Source organism: Pseudoalteromonas sp. BZK2, from assembly GCF_014349195.1.
GTDB classification, from domain to species: Bacteria; Pseudomonadota; Gammaproteobacteria; order Enterobacterales; family Alteromonadaceae; genus Pseudoalteromonas; species Pseudoalteromonas simplex.
Map to the genome: position 1 here is coordinate 23,575 of NZ_JACSOG010000036.1, position 16,910 is coordinate 40,484.

A 16,910-nucleotide genomic window follows, 5' to 3' on the forward strand; every position below is an offset into this window, starting at 1 on the left:
AAGTGTCCCTCAAAAATCTCTTTGGAGGAGACACAATATGAATACTCAAACACAATCAAACGTATCTACAATTAAACCAGCAACTAAAATTGATTATAACGAAATGATAGAGGTTGACGCTCATGAGCGTTTCCCTGAAATCTTCGACCCTAATCAATATAAGATTAAAATTCGTAAACACCGCCACCCTAATTGTCAAAAAGCAGACATGTATTATACGCCGGATGAAGCAACACTTCGTAAAGCGTTAGCATGGTGGCTTGCGCCTGCTCAACCGAAGCCTCTTGGCTTGGTTGGTGAAACAGGTACAGGTAAAACGGAGTTATTACTATTCATTGCAGATCGCTTTAATGAGCCTGTCTTCATTGAAAAAGTAACCGTAGGCATGAGTGGTGAGCGCTTAGAAGGTGGTTATGAATTAGCTGTTGATGGAAAAGGTAATAATGTTACTCGCAAGCGATACAGCCAAGCTGCATGCGGATACAAATACGGTGGTTTAGTTATCTTAGATGAAGTTGATAAAGCTAATGAAGATTTATCAACATCGCTTCATTTGTTTGTTGAAGGCAAACCTTGGACACTTAGTGTTTTCGGTGAAACCATAAACAAACATGCTAACTGTCGAATAGCTGCTACAGCTAATACTACCGGTGGTGGTGATAGTGATAGGTATATTACTTCACAACGTTTAGACCAAGCATTACGTTCACGTTTTGGTTGGTTAAAAACTAAATATCCAAGCAAAGCAGTTGAGTTGGAAATTTTGGAAAAGAACTTTCCGAAACTAACATTGCCGATTCGCAAGCTTATGGTACAAACAGCTGACTCTTTAAGAACAGCTGCATTAGGTAAAGACCACGATGGCAACATCGATAATGGATTAGGGTGTGTCTTTTCAACACGAACTTTAGTCCACTGGGGTTTTTACATGATGACATTTGGTGCCAATCGTTCTCCATATGAGTCATTTGAATTTTCGTTCTTAGGTTCCATTGATAATGATGAAATTGAAGAGGTTAATTCTGTTGTTCAACGAGTCTGGGGTGATGAAATTAATAAACCACTTGGCGAGTTAATTCAAAAAAAGTAACTACCTCAAACACTAACACATCTTCTAACTCGGCTAACTTAAAAGTTGAGAGAGGGGACACAGTGTTTGAGTGCTTTGAAATTGAAAATGGTCGTTTTGTTGGTTTTAGCTACCAACCATCAAATGGTAAATACCTCCGTATTGAAGGGGGTAAAGACCCACTTAAAATTGACGATGTAAGAGACATTAAAGCTATGAGTATGTCTGAGTTAATTCAGGCAACCGATAAGATTGATTACATTAGGAACGGCAATCCTTATTTTCTTATTCATTCGGATGAGAAAATGAAGAACTGTGACTTTGTAAACTGTCGAGCTCAAGTTATGTTCAATGCTCAAGGTAACCTGAAATGCAATAACCCGTTTGATGTTTATCATCATGCCGGTGAAGGTAAATATTGGGCTGTAACATCATTCCAAAATACGACATATGTGTTGTTCAAGAATGATAATACTGAATGGAAATGGGTTTTTATGTCTGTAAACGGTGAGAGAAATGCTCTTGCCAAAAATAAAGAACAAAGAGGTTATTCACTTATGGGAATAGGCCACTTTAATCAAAATACATGGGATATTGAAGTGATGTAACCAATCACAGGTCCTATTAATCAACCAACCCTTTGGGGAGTACTTTCCCCAACAGGGAAGTCTCCCCTTTTTTATATCAAATTGGAGGAGACAACATGTCTTTATCAAACGAAGCAATCGCAAACGGCAAAGAGTTAGCAGAACAAAACACTTCACTTAAAAATGGAGCATGTTTGTTAGGCTGGCAATTAAGATCGCCATGTGGTGAATCAACTTTACCGAACGCAAAGATAGAACTAGATGGTCAGAAAGTATCATCTAATCAAATCAAGGGGAGTAAACTACAGTGGTTTCCTAGAAGCAAGCTGAAGCTTACAACGAAGTACAACAACCGTCTTACACGAACTTTTAATAGTTATGGTGTTAAGTATGGAGACTTTACGGTTGTCCCAACAACCAGATTAGATGAACTTAAGTCAGAGCTTGATGAAATAAAGCGTGATTGGCAAGACGAAGTAACAGTATTAATTGCTGAATATGATAAGTCAGTTAATCAACATATGGCTGAAAATTCGGATATCGCTGCACTGATCCATAAATATGCCTTATCTCAGGTTGAGTTCCAATCAAAATTCAAACTGACGTTTACAAAGCCTCTGGCTATGAAAGCGCTTTTTGATGATGATGAAGACGATATCAAAAATGATGTTGCAGAAACTCTTTGGCAAGAAATTGCTAAGGAAGCAAGTAGTGTCTACAAAACAAACTGGTTTAAAGACAAAACACCAGTTAATCGCGTAAGCCAAAAAGTACGTTCACCATTTAGAAGAATGATGAATAAACTTATTGATTTATCATTTGTAGATAGTGGTATTGAGAATGTGGTCAGTACAATACAGGAAGTTTTAAATAACTTACCTTCTAGTGGCTACATTGAAGGTCATTCATTTTCAGAGTTAACCAACTGGTTACTCGTAATGAGTAATGAAGACACACTTCGCCTTCATGCTGAAGGAAAACCTCAATATAGTGCAACACCAGAGCCGGAAGTAATTACACATGAGGATACCGACGAAGCGAATAATTTCGTTTCAGGTGAGTCAAGTGAATCTGCTTCTGAGAGTTCAATCATTGTAGAAACAGCTGATCAAGAAAATTCTTTTGAATTTGACCTAGCGCCTACAGAAGAAACCGATTTTTCCGAGCCTGTTGAGCGTAACAACTCATTAGGTGATTTTGGATTTAATTGGTAACAAATTAAGGAAGCAATCTAGCTTCCTTTAATTCTAAACCCACAGGGGATACTCACCCCTTGTGGGTGTATCCCCTCTTAAACATTCCTGGAGGAGATGCAAATGAATAAATCAAAACTATTAAAACGATTTAGAATGCTTTCAAGAGTAATGAGTAACCGCGGTGACATTACGATTAACTTAACTGGTAACAGATGCTATACAGATTACAACAGCATTACTTTACCCGTAGGTGATCTTGAAAACCCCGATTATCTCGAACTTTTGGAAGGCGCTATTGATCATGAAGTAGGCCATCTACGATGGACCGATAGAACATGGACAGCTAAGTCGTATGAAAAAGGAGCATTTTTCAATGCTATTAGAAATGGCATTGAGGATATTCGTATGGAAAGAATGGTTTGTCTGGAGTGGCCGGGTGCCATCTTAAATTTATCTAAGATGGTTACTCAAGGTATTAAAAAGGGATGGTTCAGTAAACCAACTGATAGCTTCCCGCCTTCATTACTGTTACAAGCTGTAGTTGTATATTATGGTCGATATAAAATTAACGACCAAGTACAACTAAAGGAGTTCTGTGAAATTGCATTAGCTTTATTAACTGATTGTATTGGCCAAAAACCAGTACACGATTTAATTTTGCTATTGGATACGATACCAGCTCTTCGATCTAACCAACATAGTTATGAACTTACAGAACAGATCATTCAATTACTTAAGAAAATAGAGTTTAAACCAGGCGATAGCCAAGGTGATGACTCAGGTGATAGCCAAGGTAATGACTCAGGCGATAGCCAAGGTAATGACTCAGGTGATAGCCAAGGTAATGACTCAGGCGATAGCCAAGGTAATGACTCAGGCGATAGCCAAGGTAATGACTCAGGCGATAGCCAAGGTGATGACTCAGGTGATAGCCAAGGTAATGACTCAGGTGATAGCCAGCAAGTAATTAATTTTGTAAATGAATGCCTAAATGCCGATGAAAGTCAGCTCATGGCAGATTTGCATGAACAAGTTAATAACGAGCTAGAGAAAATGGCTGATGAAGTAAGATCAAGTAATGATATGGGGCAACTAATTGACTTCAATGCTCCTTTAATATCAAAAAATGATCGTGGCACAGTTGGTACTGCAGAGCTAAACCTAGCCAAGAGACTTTCAACACCTATAAGTCGAGAACTCCATAAAATAATTTATGGGTTAGACCAAAAAAGTGTGAATTTTTCTAAGCAAGGTAGAACTGTTGAGGCAAATAGACTTGCTGGAGTAAAAGCTGGTAATTTTAATGTTTTTAAATCAGAAAGAATTACTAAAGCCCCGACAATGGCGATATCAGTCCTCGTTGACAGGTCTAGTTCAATGAGTGCTGTTGAGATGAATGGTGCAAACACTTCTGCGCTCGCAATTAACTTAGCAATAGATAAGTTGAAAGGCGTAAATAGTGAATGCATATATTTCAGTGCCGGTGACCTATATGAAGCAAAATGCTTTAAATCAACAACTAAAGCCGTTAAAGACAACTTTAGAGTCAGTAGTAGAGGCGGAACACATACAGGGTTAAGCCTTTACTCTGTAATTCGTAGGCTTTCACTACGTGTAGAGCAAAAGAAAGTTGTTTTTATCATTACTGATGGCCAAGCAAGCGATCTAAAGTATTTAGAAAAGTCGATTGAAATGTCGGAACTTCTAGGTATTCAAATTGTATGCATTGGTATAAACACAGGAATGCTTTATGGCTTTGAGAATCAGGAATTACTCAACATTCAAACCGTTGAAGAGTTACCTTCAATTCTAAAACAAGTAATTAAAAATAAATTAATCGCTTAACCAAGTAATGCGCCCTTTTGGACGCATTTTAAAGCAAACACAATGTTTTAAAATGCGGCTATAAGCCAAATAGATTTTCTGCTTTTATCTTAATTTACTGATGGCACCTTGCTATCAAATTTACCGTAAGGTAATTAATTTTGATAAAGCATAAAAGCTACTCAAATCCTTGTATTTGTGTAGAACAAGTATCGACGTCTCGTTGTTACTTTGGGTTTAACCCTAGACTTAGCATAAGCGAGTTCAGCTTGCTTGTGTTCAACAAACTTAAATCAACCCATAGGGGATTATTATCCTCTGGGTAATTGTCTCCGCTTAATGTTTCTTTGGAGGAGACAATGACTATTTCTAACTTAAAACTAAATGAAGTAACTGGTAAATATATAATCACGTCTGAGCTTAGCTCTGATGAAATTATTGAAACAGCCAAGAAGCTTCTAAACAATAGGTTGAGAAGAGGAGCTATTTTTAATAGTCCTACTCAAGTAACTGATTATCTTGAAGTCCATTTGAAGGGGTTAGAGCATGAGGTTTTTTACATGCTTTACCTTGATAACCAAAATAGACTAATAGACAAAGAAATACTTTTTACCGGAACGATAAATGCTGCAAGTGTTTATCCCCGGGAGATTGTAAAAAGTGTACTAAAAAAGAATGCAGCCTCTGTAATTTTAGCGCACAACCACCCATCAGGTATTGCTGAGCCATCGCAAGCGGACAAGCTAATAACCACTAAGATCCAACATGCACTCAATCATATTGATGTAAGTGTGTTAGATCACATCATTATTGGTGAAAACACAGTCTCATTTGCTGAGCGCGGCCTTATCTAACTTAAATTAAACCAACCCTTGTGGGGATACTTCCCATAAGGGGCGTATCCCCTTTTTTTGTACTCTTTGGAGGAGATACGCATGAATAATTCAATTAAAAAGGCAATTATGCCAATCCCATCGTCAATACCTAACACAGAAGTGAGAGAGGTACATATTGGCGGTAAAACGATTCTTTCATTACGTGCTAAGTGGGGACCTTTATTTGAAGGTCAACAACGAGCTCAAGCTCAAGGCTAAACGTATGAGTTAGCCTTAGGGCTAACTCTTCTTTTTATTCGAGGCGACCACCTAAAGCGCCTTGTATTCAGGACGCTTTAGGGTCGTCTTGAGGAATAGGAGAGTTGTAATGATTGAATCAAAAATAGATAAAGTACTTGCTTTAGTTAAGTCAAATGGCGGGTGGTCCTCTGTCTACTCAGCTTACCCAGGACTTAATGAAGCAGTTTCAAAATCAAATAACCACGGTGGTTCACCACAAGTACCATGCCCAAAAACTGGAAACGGAAGAACTAAGTTTCGCCTTTTCCGCGATTGGGTTGATACCGGTGGCGCATACCATAACGACGTAGGTGCTTTACCCGGCGGAATCGATGTAATTGCGTTTATGGAAAGTTGCTCAAAAAGCGACGCTTTAAACAAAATAATCGATATCTGTGGTGGTGACTTATCAAGCATCTCGCGCGAATACGTTCAAAATGTGAAAGCTTCACAGCCAAAAGGTATTAACGATGATGAAAAAGCAAAACGAGTCGCAAAACTTGAGAAGCTTTTTCAACACGCTATTCCTGCAGCTCATGATCAATCGGGTCGGATACAAGCTTACTTGAACAGTCGTGGACTTAAAACTGATGCGAAAACTCTACCATATACACTTGGATATGCTGATGAGCTTTGGTGGGGAGATGGTCAGTCTAAGCCTAAGAAACTTCAAGGTTTATTAGGCTCAATGACTGATTCAGATGGTAATCGAATCACGATTCATCGAATTTTCCTGAACAATCAAGGCTTAAAAGCTGATGTACCTAATGCGAAAATGTTAATGCCTCCGCCAAGCTATATTGGTGGATGTTCTATCAAAATTGACTCACCAGTAACTGAAGGAAATAACACCTTCATTGGCGTATGTGAGGGGATTGAAACTGCATTAGCTGTACGCGAGGCTACAGGCTTTCCTATGTGGTCATGTTATTCGGACACTTTGCTAGAAATGGTTAAAATTCCAGATAATGTGACTTCAGTATTAATTTTTGCTGATAAGGATGCATCTGGAGCAGGTCAAGAAAAAGCAGAAGCATTAGCTGCGAGGCTACGAAGAGAAGGAAAGTTTGTTGATATTTATATGCCACCTTTAGATATACCTAATGGTAGTAAAAGCATTGACTGGCTGGACACCTACAACTCAGCAGGCCCTGAGGCTTTTCCATTTCGCTTACCTGTTGACATCTCTGTTAATACTGGGGGTGTCAAATGATTAGCGTTTCTGGTCAAGTTTACAATGACACAAATGGAACACTATTACAGACTTTAGAGCTGAATAGTGCTGCCCCTACATCTAACTGTAAATCAGGTTTTTGTGGGGCGTGTCGCATCAAATTACTAAAGGGCAATGTCGAATATATCGATGAACCAATAGGCTTTACAAATGATGGTGAGATATTACCTTGCGTTTGTAAGCCAAAAGGTGACATTGAGGTTGAAGTAACCTTTTAGATTTTTACAACCAACCCATGCGGGGAGCCCCCGCTTGGGAAGCTCCCCCTGTTCTTTGGAGGAGCAATGAGTAAACATCATATTGAAATGGCAAAAGCTGGTGGTTCTCAGTTACGTCATTTCGCAGCATACCGTAATGGATACTATCCAGATATGGTTATCAGACACTTCATAGCAAAAACTACACACTTTTTATTAATTGAAAAATATAGAAAGACTGTAGATTTGCTTGTGATACACAATGTGACAATCGCAAATGCCTGTGAAACGGCAGAATTGCTATTTGAAGCATAAACAACCCTTGGGGGTTACTCCCTCAAGGGTGTGATCCCTCAAATTTACTTTGAGGAGATTCAAATGAATTGCTTATTAGCTAAGCACTTGTTTAAGGAGTGCTTATGAAAAACAAAATGCTAAATAAGATCATGGTTGAACTAATCTTATTAGTAACAATTGTTGGCTATATTCCAGAGCTCTCTGTTAGTGGTTTTGCGGATATGTTCGGCCCGTGTGGTTTCGACAACAAAACATGCTACGAAATTCAAATTCAAGGGCTTATAAAGCTAGTCCTTGCTTTTGTTTGTATGTTGGCATCTGTTGTGATAGGTTTCTATATAACTTTCCTAAATGGTTCCGAGGAGGACGATCAAGATGAATGAAATCCAAGCTATTGGTTTGACCTTTTTCATTATTGGTAATGTAGTTTTTTTCGGTAGTTATTTATGGATGCACCACCGAATAAGCAAAAAATAAAATAAGAAAAGACCGTTAATCGGTCTTTTTTTGTCAAAATTTGAGGAGAGGAGCTACTGCGCCTAGAACAATAACCAGTAAGGGGTAGACGCGAAGCTCTTCTATATTGCTGAAAATAGAAAAATTTCAATCAATTCCAAGTGTGTGAGTAGAATAAAGTTTCATACTGAGTAATAAAGATTCATACCAAGTATTAAACTATCATCCTAAAATGGCAGCGATTGCATCGGTACGCTGCCATTTCTAAAACGTTTTTGCCCCAAAACGAGTTTACTCAAGCGTCACAAATTAGCGATCAACAGACGCTCATAGTCATTTAGTGTCACAGGCTCTGCTCTATAAAACGGACATTCCGCAAACTAATTTTGTCCCTAAATGACTTAAAGTAATTACTATAACTGAGGTTTCTGAGCTAAGAGCAGCCATTGACCTTCTCCCAACTTGTTCTTTACCTTTTAGGATTCGGTTAATGTAGTTTACAATTCATTCCAAATTAGCTTTGGGTAACCCGATGAACTTAACGCAACTAGATTTAAATTCGTTACAAATATTGAAACAACTGATTGAAGAGAAGCATGTGTCTAATACGGCTTTATCTTTGAATATTAGTCAGTCTTCTGTGAGTCGGGCGCTGCAAAAAATGCGTAGCTTTTTTGACGATGAGCTACTTGTGCGTTCGAATTATGGATATGAGTTAACACCTAAAGCAGAAAGCCTTAAAGAAGATCTCACTGAGGTGATAACAAGCCTTGAACGATTAGTACATAAGCAGCAATTTTCTCCAGACACCATAGCAAGCACAGTTAAGTTTTATGGACTACAGCCTCAAATAGATGCGTTAATGCCAGCCTTTATTGAGAAAGTCAGGAGTGAAGCGCCTAACTTAGTCGTCAGTATAGACACGACGCCTAAACGCCATTTTAGCGCCCTGATAGCTGGTGATATTCATTTTGTGATGTCTTCGCATGAACCGCCAACGGGTGAGCAAAATATTCATAGAATGATATTAGCCAAGCGTAATTTTAGATTGCTGATGAGTAAGTCTCATCCTCTAGCAGATAAAGCGCTAACGACTGCAAACCTAATGCAATGCCAATTTGGACAAATATCACTACAAGGTGAGAAAAACATTTCTTTTGAAACTAAATTTCGAGAATTAAACTACCTAAAAGGTAAAGAAAGTTTAAATGTACCCGTGCAGCTATCTAATTTTAACTCTGCGCCCAATATTGCCGCTGGCACTGATATCATTTTTCATCTACCGACGCCATTCGCTCTTGCGGCATGTAAAGATGACAGGTTATGTGTCAAAGAAATCCCTAAAGAGCTGCAACTAGATTTTCAATATGTTTATTTATATTGGCATAAGCGCTTTCACGATGATCCTATGTGTGAATGGGTGAGAGGCACTTTAAAATCACTTTTCTCTGAAGAAAAAAACCTTGCATAACATGATTATGCAGATCTTGCATAATCACAATCGGGCTATCGAATGAGCAAATTATTGCAAAAATAGCGCCTAGAACTTTAAATGCTAATCATTCTCGATAGCAATTGATTTTAAAGCTTCTACCTAATGACATCTACTAAACCTTTTTCTTTAAGCAAAGTGGCTAGCACGCTCGCAACACTTAGTCTTTGCCCAGCACTTACCCTTCACGCGAATGCTCAGGCAGTTGATACAAACGCAGCTAACATAGACGAAATGGAAACTATCGTTGTTACTGCTGCTGGTCGTGAGCAACTTTTATCTAAAGCAGCCGCGTCAATTAGCGTAATTGGTCGCACTGATATTGAAAAAGGCTTTTATAAAGATCTAACCGATGCTTTACGCGATATACCTGGTGTTACCCTTACTCGTGGTGGCGCGAGTAAAGATGTTTCATTACGTGGCATGAATGGTCAGTACACCGCGATTTTAGTTGATGGCAAAAAGCAATCAGGCCGAGAAACGCAGCCAAGTGGCAGCGGTGCAGGCTGGGAGCAAGATTGGTTACCACCACTCGACGCTATTGAGCGCATCGAAGTTGTACGTGGGCCAATGGCGACGCTGTATGGCTCTGGTGCCATTGGCGGTGTAATTAACATTATTACGCGTAAAGACTTTGAAAAGTTTCAAGGTAATATTCGTTTAGAAACGATTGTTCAAGAAGACAGTGATGCGGGTAATGATAAACAAGCACAAGTTTATCTTGCTATGCCAATCGTAAAAGACATGCTATCAGCTTCATTGACAGCAATGACACAAGAGCGTGACGAAGATGAAATTATTGACGGCTATGGTGGTAAAGAAATGGAAAACTACCGCGCTGAATTACACTTTATGCCAACTAAGTCAGATCGTTTCACCCTTGATTACGCAAAACAAGACCAAAAGCGTTATACAACAGAAGGTAAGTCTGTAGATTCTGCTCGTAGAGAGTCCGAAAGAAACAGTAACCGAGAGTCTTTCTCACTTGCTCATACGGGTAACTATTTGTGGGCGACAGGTACAAGTTTTATTCAACAAGAAACAGTTGAAAACGTTGGTCGTGAAATTACGATTGAAAATTTAGTGTTTAATTCACAGTGGTCTACTGTGTTTGACCAAAATGCGATTGTTGCGGGTGTTTCGTACGAAAATGAAGACTTAGAAGATTTTGGTAACGGCGCTGAAGCAACCGAGATATCTAACTATCAATGGGCATTTTTTGCAGACAATGAGTGGCAAGCCAAAGACGATTTAGCGATCACTTTAGGCCTTCGCTATGACGATAACGAAATTTTTGACTCTTACATTAGCTACCGGTTATACGGTGTTTGGTCATTAGCTGATAACTGGGTGCTAAAAGGTGGCGTTTCAACAGGCTACAGTGCACCAAATATTCGCGCGATGACACCTGAGTGGGTACAAGAGAGCCGTGGTGGTGACATTTACGGTAACCCTGATTTAGAGCCAGAAACGTCATTAAACAATGAAATTGGTGTTTACTACACAGGCGAAAACAACTTAGTTGCCCAAGTAACTGCGTTTTATAATGACTTTGAAGGTAAAACTAACTTAACAACGTGTCCTGTTGAAAAGTGCGGTGACCCAAAGGGGCGTCAATATGAGAACCTCGATAAAGCGACAGTATCGGGTGTTGAAGCGTCGATTACGGCTGATATCACAGATGCGTTATCAATTAACGCTGCCTACACTTACAGCGACTCAGAGCAAAAATCGGGTGATAATAAAGGTCAACCGTTAACACAAGTTCCAATGCACTTAGCAAACCTAGGTGTAAATTGGCAAGTAAGTGAGTCATTTAACACTTGGGCAAAAGTGACACATCGCGGTAAAGACAGTCAGCCAATTACCGTTGATTCACGTTCAATCGTTGCGAAGTCATTAACTAATATGGACATGGGCGTAAACTGGAAAATAAACGACATGTTCACACTATCTACAGGCATTTATAACTTATTTGATAAGGAAATTACTGCTGAAGATTACGGTTATAAAGAAGATGGTCGCCGTTTATGGTTATCAGTTGTAACTTCTTTCTAAATCGCTTGATTTAACTAATAAACGGTAGTGAAAGGTTTAAACAGGTTAACATGAAAAACGCATTGTTCTTATTTTTCTCTGTAGCTAGCTTAACAGCACTAGCTTTTGAAGTTAAAGCAGAAGAAAAAACAATTCAATCAGCTAAACATTTTGCTAGCAAAGGTATGGCACATGCAGAGCTATTTCCAGGTTTAACCAACCTTTGTGATATTGAATCTGAAATTCGCGATTTGTCAAAGCGTAAACGCAATAGTGCTTCAGGTAAAAAGAAAAAAAGTGGCAAGTCACACTCGTCAGGGATCCCTGCCACTAAGGTGTTTGATAATCTTTACTACGTCGGAACTGGTGGTGTTTCTAGTTGGGTAATTGAAACCAGTGACGGTTTAATTCTGATCGATGCACTTAATACGGTAAGGCAAGCCAAAGAGTACATTGAAAAAGGTATGCTTGCATTAGGCCTTAATCCAGCAGATACCAAGTATTTAATCATCGGCCATGAGCACGGCGATCACTATGGCGGTCAAGCACACTTTGTCAGCAATTATAAAACTAAAGTAGTGATGAGTGATGTTGCGTGGTCACGCATGGAAAACAATAAATTAACCGTGTTTAGCTCGCGTTGGGGGCCTATGCCTAAGCGCGACATTACCATAAAAGATGGTGGAACCATTTCACTTGGTGATACTCAAGTGCAGGTTTATGAAACGCCAGGCCATACACCAGGCACCATTTCGCTTATTTTTCCAGTATTTGATAATGGTAAAAAACACATGGTCAGCCTTTGGGGGGGCACAGGGCTAAACTACGGCCCAGATTTGGCTCGTATTCAATCTTATACTGATGCAGCCTCTCGTTTTGGTAACATAACCAAGGCGCAAGGTGTCGATGTCTTTTTGTCTAATCACCCAACTAGAGATGGCTCTAGAGAAAAATTCAAGCTAATGGCTGAGCATAGCAAAGATCAACCGCACCCTTTTGTTCAAGGTCAAGACGCAGTGGCTAAGGCCTATGATATGCTAGCAAGCTGTACCCAAGCACAAGTGTTAAGAATCAAGCAACAAAAGAAGTAAACAGATCAACTCCGATGTGAAACTTTATTTATGAAAAACTTTTTCAAATTATTTTTATCTTTCTTAGCGATTATTGCGCTTTCCACAAATACAGTATCTGCCAAAGAAATCGCGATTAAACACTTAAAAGGCACCGCTAAATTTAACGGAGTACCAAAACGCGTTGTTGTATTGGGTAATGCTAGCTTAGATGTATTAGACCGATTAGGAATAAAACCCGTTGGTGCGCCACACTCACTGCTACCTAACTATTTAGCCGACTATAAGCACTCTACTCAAAATACGGGGACAACAGCGGAGCCTGATTTTGAAGCAGTTTTCACGCTAAAACCAGATGTGATTATCGCAGAAAACCGAATGCTTAAAATTTATGACGATATTAAACAAATCGCACCAACGATAATGTTTTATATCGACAGCGGAAACTATTGGCAAGACGCACAAAAAAATTGGCGAATGTTAGGTAAGCTGTTTGATAAAGAAGCTGAAATTGAGCATTTGATAAACCAAGTGCAAGTTAAGATTGATAACCTAGGTAAAAAAGTTACAGAGCAACAACTTAGAGCACTGATGATAATGAATAATGGTAATAACCTTGCGATGTTCAATAAAGGTAGTCGTTTTTCTCTGATATTTGATGAATTTAACTTCGCACAATCAACCAGTGAAAATATCGCACCGATTAAAGGTAATCACGGCAGCTTGATTTCATTTGAGTACATTGCCGATGTAAAACCCGATGTTATGTTTGTTATGGATAGAGAGCAAGCTATTGGCAGAAGCTCAGGAAAGGCGAAAGCACTGTTTAACAACCCGCTAGTTAATGGTACGCCTGCGGCAAAAAACAGCCGACTAATATTTATCGACTCTAACGCTTGGTATATTTCAACGGGTGGGATTACGGCTACTGAGTTGATGGTGGCAGATGCTGAGAAAGCACTGCACTAGTTGAGTAGAGCCTTTAATTAAATTTGTTTTTTAATAACAAATTAACCGTTCAACAAAGCCCTTCATTGCTTAAAAAAAACAGTGGAGGGGTCGTTTTTATAGAGTATTTCATGGTCACTAAACAGCAGCTAGTTGCTGCCAGTTTATTTTTTACCTTAGCGCTGACATCACTCCTTTTAGGTGCTTCTGATGTGTCATTTGCAGGTTTGTTTTCTGGCGACGAGCACGCTTATGATATTTATGTGATTTCACGCATTCCAAGACTTATTGCAATTGTGCTAGCAGGTGCTGGCTTGAGTATCGCGGGCTTAGTCATGCAGCAAATCATGCAAAACCGTTTTGCATCTCCTTCAACAACGGGCACCATCGATTGTGCACTGCTGGGCTATATTGTAGGTTTAATTCTTTTACAGCAAGCATCTCAGTGGTCGTATCTAGCGGTTATTTTTGGCTTTGCTGTTTTTGGCACTTTGCTGTTTGTGCGTTTTTTACAGCAAATTCAATTCAAAAATGTTGTACTCGTGCCACTAATCGGCATTATGTACGGTAATGTTATCTCCGCATTGACCACTTTTCTTGCTTATAAACACGACCTTGTACAAACCATGTCTTCATGGAGTGTTGCTAACTTTGCCAGTGTTTTACAGGGTAACTATGAAATTTTGTTTTTAGCTGTGCCCGCCTGTATTTTGGCTTATTACTACGCTAGTCAGTTTAGCGCCGCAAGTATCGGCCAAAGCTTTGCTAAAAATATTGGTCTTGATTATCAAAAGGTTGTGTTTATCGGCGTTGTGCTTATCGCGATTAGTACGGCAAGTGTTGTGATGATTGTCGGTGTTATTCCCTTTTTAGGGTTGATCGTACCAAATGTTGTTTCGCTGTTTATGGGCGATAACATGAAAAAAATCCTGCCCTGGACTGCCTATTGGGGCGTCATTTTAGTATTGAGTTGCGACATTCTAGGCAGACTGATCATTTTTCCGTATGAAATGCCAATTTCGATGATTATTAGTATCTTTGGTGGCGTGGTATTTATTTATCTGGTTGTTAAGGATAAAGCCAATGTGTGATTGGATAAAAGTCGCCATCTTACTATTGGCATGTTTTACAAGTATTGCATGGTTTATTGGGCAAGGACTAAACTCTGACAATTATCAATTTTTCTTAACACTTCGTTTACCGAAAGTGCTGGCAATTGTGTTAGCGGCTATGGCAATTTCGGCTTCATCTTTGGTGTTCCAAACCATTACCAATAACAGAATTCTTACCCCTTCAATTTTAGGCTTTGATAGCTTGTATTTATTGGTGCAAGTCATAATTGTTGTGATATTTGGCATGGCGAGTGTATTGGTGATAGAAGCCATACCAAATTTCTTAGTATCAACAGCCGTAATGATCGGGTTCTCACTCACCTTATTTCATTTTTACTTTAAGCGCGGTAGTAGCAATATATTCACTTTGTTATTAATAGGCGTAGTCTGTGGCAGCTTATTTAACAGCCTCACAGGCTTTTTAACCATGTTAGTTGATCCAAACGAGTTTGCTGTTATTCAACGCGCTATGTTCGCCAGCTTTAATAATATCAATGCAGAATTGGTCTACTGGAGTACGATTCCACTGACACTATGTTTTGCCTATTTGTTTTTTTCAGCAAGAAAGCTCGATGTATTATGGTTAGGACAAGACAATGCAACAAGCCTTGGCATAAACACGAAACGACTTACCAAGCAGATGATGATAGTTATTACTGTTATGGTGGCGATTGCGACAGCCCTTGTTGGCCCTGTGCTGTTTTTTGGCTTAATCACGGTGAGTTTGACGCGTGAGCTATTTAAACGCTTTGAGCACAGCTTTCTAATTGTCGCGAGCAGTTTATTGGCGGTATTGCTTTTAGTATCTGGGCAATGGTTTGTTGAAAAGGTGCTGACTTTCCAAACTACAATTAGCGTTATTATCAATTTGGTGGGGGGGAGTTATTTTATGTGGTTACTCCTTCGCAATAAAATTAATTAGGTTCCGAGACAGTTGTGATTAAGTTAACAGGATTATCAAAAAAATACGGTGATACTTTTGTTGTAAATAACGCAGATGCGTTATTTCCGAAAGGTGAAGTAACCGCCATTATTGGGCCTAACGGTGCGGGTAAAAGCACCTTATTGTCGATGGCTAGTCGTTTAACAGAAAGTGACGCTGGTGAAGTACTCATTGGTGATAAGCTACTTGCCCAATGGGATAGTCAAGAGCTTGCCAAGCACTTGGCTGTATTAAGGCAGTCTAATAATATCAATATGCGCTTTACGGTGAGAGAGCTTGTCTCCTTTGGCCGTTTTCCACATTCACAAGGTCGTTTAACTGATAATGATAATGAGATCATTGATAATGCGTTAAACGAGTTAGATATCACCTACATCAAAGACAGATATCTAGATGAACTCAGTGGCGGTCAACGCCAAATGGCATTTATTGCTATGGTTGTGGCGCAAGACACTGACTATATATTTTTAGATGAGCCGTTAAACAACCTAGATATCAAACATTCTGTTGAAATAATGCAGACATTACATCGTTTAGCCGCAGAGCTTGATAAAGCTGTTGTTATCGTTATCCATGATATTAACTTTGCCGCAAGTTATTCCGACAATATTGTCGCGATGAAAAAAGGTGAAGTGGTATGTGCGGGAAAAGTAGATGACGTCGTAAAAGAAGAAATAATGGAATCTATTTATGAGATACCATTTTCCATCAAAGATATTGCTGGCAAAAAGGTCTGTTTATACTTCAAAAGCTAGTATATAGAAATCCGCTATTGGCACAGAGCTATCCTTCGGCTCTAACTCATAAATGTCCAAAAACGAGTTTGAAAGCGTTGGTTGGGGCTGTGATGAAGAAACCAGTATGATACTTTAATACGCAGTGGCAGCCCGATACAGACTTGGTTGTAGAAATTAGTATGAATCTTTTTTGGGGTTACGTATCATTTAGAACGGTACGAACAGGGTTACTTGACTGTTTAGTATGAAACTTTATTCCTCTCCACACCAAGCTAACTTAATAACTAACAGCCATGCCAGAACTCTGAGAGTTGGGCCATCTGATAAATATCGGTGCCTTCTTCATCATAATTTAGCTTGTTTTTATATTGAATGGGACTAAACCAAAAGTTCACCGGTTTACCGTTTTCCACTTTCTTAAAAGCTATTTGAATTTGTGTATTAGCATACAACTCTTCATGAGGATGATATAAATCACCGATAGACTCGTATCCTTTAGGTGTTGTAAACATTACCTTATAATAACCTGGTCTATAGCTATACTTTTCCTCAATCAATACTTTTACACTGTAAAAATTTGGTATTACAAAGGTTCT

At 39.1% G+C, this 16,910-nt stretch carries 18 protein-coding genes; 17 read left to right on the plus strand and 1 reads right to left on the minus strand.

Translation table 11 applies throughout. The features are described from left to right. Nucleotides 1-37: 37 nt before the first annotated feature. From BIZ38_RS17970 to BIZ38_RS18050, 17 genes are all read left to right on the plus strand, one after another. On the plus strand, nucleotides 38-1,090 hold the full coding sequence (locus tag BIZ38_RS17970; RefSeq protein ID WP_187490914.1) for an AAA family ATPase: 1,053 nt from the start codon (nucleotides 38-40) through the stop codon (nucleotides 1,088-1,090). Nucleotides 1,091-1,152: 62 nt separating this feature from the next. Beyond that, nucleotides 1,153-1,677 (plus strand): hypothetical protein, encoded by a 525-nt coding sequence (locus BIZ38_RS17975; protein WP_118845611.1) that lies wholly within the window; start codon nucleotides 1,153-1,155, stop codon nucleotides 1,675-1,677. A 95-nt stretch (nucleotides 1,678-1,772) separates the two neighbouring features. Beyond that, nucleotides 1,773-2,870: a DUF3150 domain-containing protein gene (locus tag BIZ38_RS17980; RefSeq protein WP_187490915.1), complete on the plus strand. Its 1,098-nt coding sequence runs from the start codon at nucleotides 1,773-1,775 to the stop codon at nucleotides 2,868-2,870. Nucleotides 2,871-2,972: 102 nt separating this feature from the next. Beyond that, nucleotides 2,973-4,697 carry a VWA domain-containing protein gene (locus BIZ38_RS17985; RefSeq protein ID WP_187490916.1) on the plus strand — a complete coding sequence of 575 codons (1,725 nt, stop codon included), beginning with the start codon at nucleotides 2,973-2,975 and terminating at the stop codon, nucleotides 4,695-4,697. Between the two features lie 305 nt (nucleotides 4,698-5,002). Beyond that, a complete protein-coding gene (radC, locus tag BIZ38_RS17990) occupies nucleotides 5,003-5,530 on the plus strand; it encodes a RadC family protein (RefSeq protein ID WP_404936071.1) in 528 nt (175 codons plus the stop codon). Nucleotides 5,531-5,611: 81 nt separating this feature from the next. Continuing rightward, the gene (locus BIZ38_RS17995; protein WP_162898094.1) at nucleotides 5,612-5,770 is read left to right on the plus strand and encodes a hypothetical protein; all 159 of its coding nucleotides are present in this window, start codon (nucleotides 5,612-5,614) and stop codon (nucleotides 5,768-5,770) included. 109 nt (nucleotides 5,771-5,879) lie between these two features. Further along, a complete protein-coding gene (locus BIZ38_RS18000; protein WP_187490917.1) occupies nucleotides 5,880-7,004 on the plus strand; it encodes a toprim domain-containing protein in 1,125 nt (374 codons plus the stop codon). Next, on the plus strand, nucleotides 7,001-7,243 hold the full coding sequence (gene yfaE / locus BIZ38_RS18005) for a class I ribonucleotide reductase maintenance protein YfaE (protein WP_187490918.1): 243 nt from the start codon (nucleotides 7,001-7,003) through the stop codon (nucleotides 7,241-7,243). The genes BIZ38_RS18000 and yfaE overlap by 4 nt, the downstream gene beginning before the upstream one ends. Nucleotides 7,244-7,309: 66 nt before the next feature. Then, entirely contained in the window at nucleotides 7,310-7,537 is a 228-nt protein-coding gene (locus BIZ38_RS18010) for a hypothetical protein (RefSeq protein ID WP_036973827.1), read from the plus strand. A gap of 104 nt (nucleotides 7,538-7,641) precedes the next feature. Further along, nucleotides 7,642-7,902, plus strand: a complete 261-nt coding sequence (locus BIZ38_RS18015; protein WP_175079731.1) for a hypothetical protein — start codon at nucleotides 7,642-7,644, stop codon at nucleotides 7,900-7,902. 605 nt (nucleotides 7,903-8,507) lie between these two features. Next, nucleotides 8,508-9,446, plus strand: a complete 939-nt coding sequence (locus BIZ38_RS18020; protein ID WP_187490919.1) for a LysR family transcriptional regulator — start codon at nucleotides 8,508-8,510, stop codon at nucleotides 9,444-9,446. 126 nt (nucleotides 9,447-9,572) lie between these two features. Next, complete coding sequence (locus BIZ38_RS18025; protein WP_222938074.1) at nucleotides 9,573-11,525, plus strand: TonB-dependent receptor domain-containing protein; 1,953 nt, start codon at nucleotides 9,573-9,575, stop codon at nucleotides 11,523-11,525. Nucleotides 11,526-11,575: 50 nt separating this feature from the next. Beyond that, the gene (locus BIZ38_RS18030; protein WP_187490920.1) at nucleotides 11,576-12,595 is read left to right on the plus strand and encodes an MBL fold metallo-hydrolase; all 1,020 of its coding nucleotides are present in this window, start codon (nucleotides 11,576-11,578) and stop codon (nucleotides 12,593-12,595) included. Between the two features lie 30 nt (nucleotides 12,596-12,625). Next, on the plus strand, nucleotides 12,626-13,543 hold the full coding sequence (locus tag BIZ38_RS18035) for a siderophore ABC transporter substrate-binding protein (RefSeq protein WP_187490921.1): 918 nt from the start codon (nucleotides 12,626-12,628) through the stop codon (nucleotides 13,541-13,543). Nucleotides 13,544-13,653: 110 nt separating this feature from the next. Further along, nucleotides 13,654-14,613 (plus strand): ABC transporter permease, encoded by a 960-nt coding sequence (locus BIZ38_RS18040; protein WP_187490922.1) that lies wholly within the window; start codon nucleotides 13,654-13,656, stop codon nucleotides 14,611-14,613. Then, complete coding sequence (locus BIZ38_RS18045) at nucleotides 14,606-15,556, plus strand: iron chelate uptake ABC transporter family permease subunit (protein WP_187490923.1); 951 nt, start codon at nucleotides 14,606-14,608, stop codon at nucleotides 15,554-15,556. Before BIZ38_RS18040 ends, BIZ38_RS18045 begins: the two co-directional genes overlap by 8 nt. Nucleotides 15,557-15,570: 14 nt before the next feature. Beyond that, nucleotides 15,571-16,332: an ABC transporter ATP-binding protein gene (locus BIZ38_RS18050; RefSeq protein WP_187490924.1), complete on the plus strand. Its 762-nt coding sequence runs from the start codon at nucleotides 15,571-15,573 to the stop codon at nucleotides 16,330-16,332. A 266-nt stretch (nucleotides 16,333-16,598) separates the two neighbouring features. Here BIZ38_RS18050 and BIZ38_RS18055 read toward each other — a convergent pair. After that, on the minus strand, nucleotides 16,599-16,910 hold a 312-nt coding region (locus BIZ38_RS18055; protein WP_187490925.1), incomplete at its 5' end, for a hypothetical protein.